This window comes from Curtobacterium sp. B8, assembly GCF_000333315.1.
GTDB classification, from domain to species: domain Bacteria; phylum Actinomycetota; class Actinomycetes; order Actinomycetales; family Microbacteriaceae; genus Curtobacterium; species Curtobacterium luteum.
In genome coordinates this window covers 1-1,440 of sequence record NZ_BACW01000234.1, presented here as the reverse complement: position 1 = coordinate 1,440, position 1,440 = coordinate 1, and the positions used below count along the sequence as shown (strand labels likewise).

Below are 1,440 nucleotides of genomic sequence, written 5' to 3'. Positions count from 1 at the left end.
GAGCTCGGTCCCGGGNGACCTCTAGAGTCCCGTCGTTCGTCACGTGGGCCCACAACAACCGCTCGGCCCTGGTCCGCGTCCCGCTCTACAAGCCGAACAAGGGGCAGTCGGCCCGCATCGAGTACCGCGGCATCGACTCCGCCGCGAACCCGTACCTGGCGTACTCGCTCCTCCTCGCGGCCGGCCTCAAGGGCATCGACGAGGGCTACGAGCTCCCCGCCGAGGCCGAGGACAACGTCTGGAGCCTGTCCGACTCCGAGCGTCGGGCCCTCGGCTACAAGCAGCTCCCGGCGAGCCTCGACCACGCGCTCGGCCTCATGGAGGACTCCGAGCTCGTGGCCGAGACCCTCGGCGAGCAGGTCTTCAACTTCGTGCTGCTCAACAAGCGGCAGGAGTGGCAGGCCTACCGCGACCAGGTCACGCCGTTCGAGCTCGACACGAACCTCGGCGCGCTCTAGCACTGCCCGCATGACCGGTCGGACGAAGACGTCACGGTCCGAGCTCGCCCGGCTCGGCTTCGCCGAGCTGTCGGAGAGCCTCGAACGGATCGCCGCGCTCGAACGGGTCCCCGGCCTGGAGGCGCGGTTCGGCGCCGTCCTGCCGCATGCGGGCAACGGGTCTGCCGCGGTCGGCAACGGGTCTGCCGCGGTCGGCAACGGGTCTGCCGCAGCCGACGCCGGCCCACGCCCCGTGTCCGCCGGGGGCGGGTCCGGCCTCCCGGGGTTCGACCCGGCAGCGGTCTGGGGCGCGACCGCCGACCCGGACGGAGCGCTCCGCCTGCTCGAACGCCTCTCGGAGCGCGCGCCCGACGAACTCGGAGCCGTCCTCGCCGACGGGGCCGCGGCCGCACGGCTCGTCCGGCTCCTCGGCGCGTCCGTCGGGCTGGGGGAGTTCCTGCACCGCCGCCCCGCCGAACTCGCCCTGCTGTTCGACCCGGTGACACCGCCGTGGACGCAGGACGACTACACCGCCTCCCTGCTCGCCGCGGTCGACGGCGCGACCGGTGAGGACGCCCGGCTCCGCCTCCGGGTGCGCTACCGCCGGCACCTCGCGCAGATCGCGCTCTTCGACGTGCTGCACGACGCCCCGACCGAGGCGTTCCCCGCCGTGGCCGCCGGGCTCGCGGACCTCGCGGGCGCGGCACTCGAGGCCGCGGTCGACGTCGCCCGGCGCGAGGTGCCGTTCCCCGCCGCCGACGTCGAGGCCACCCCGCTCGCCGTCATCGCGATGGGCAAGGCAGGCGCCCGTGAGCTCAACTACGTCAGCGACGTCGACGTCATCTTCGTGACCGAGCCCACCCGCGACGACGACGCGGACACCGGGGTCGGCACGGACCGCGCAGTGCTCATCGCCACCCGGCTCGCCGTCGCCGCCACCCACGCGATCACCGACCTGGCGGCCGAGCCCGCGCTGTGGGAGGTCGACGCGAACCTCCGCCCG

At 74.1% G+C, this 1,440-nt stretch carries 2 pseudogenes; both read left to right on the top strand.

Going from position 1 to position 1,440, the window contains the following annotated elements:
- Nucleotides 1-458 (top strand): annotated as a pseudogene (locus tag I59_RS05870) (glutamine synthetase); the annotation flags it as partial.
- 10 nt (nt 459-468) lie between these two features.
- Nucleotides 469-1,440, top strand: a pseudogene (locus I59_RS05865) (hypothetical protein); the annotation flags it as partial.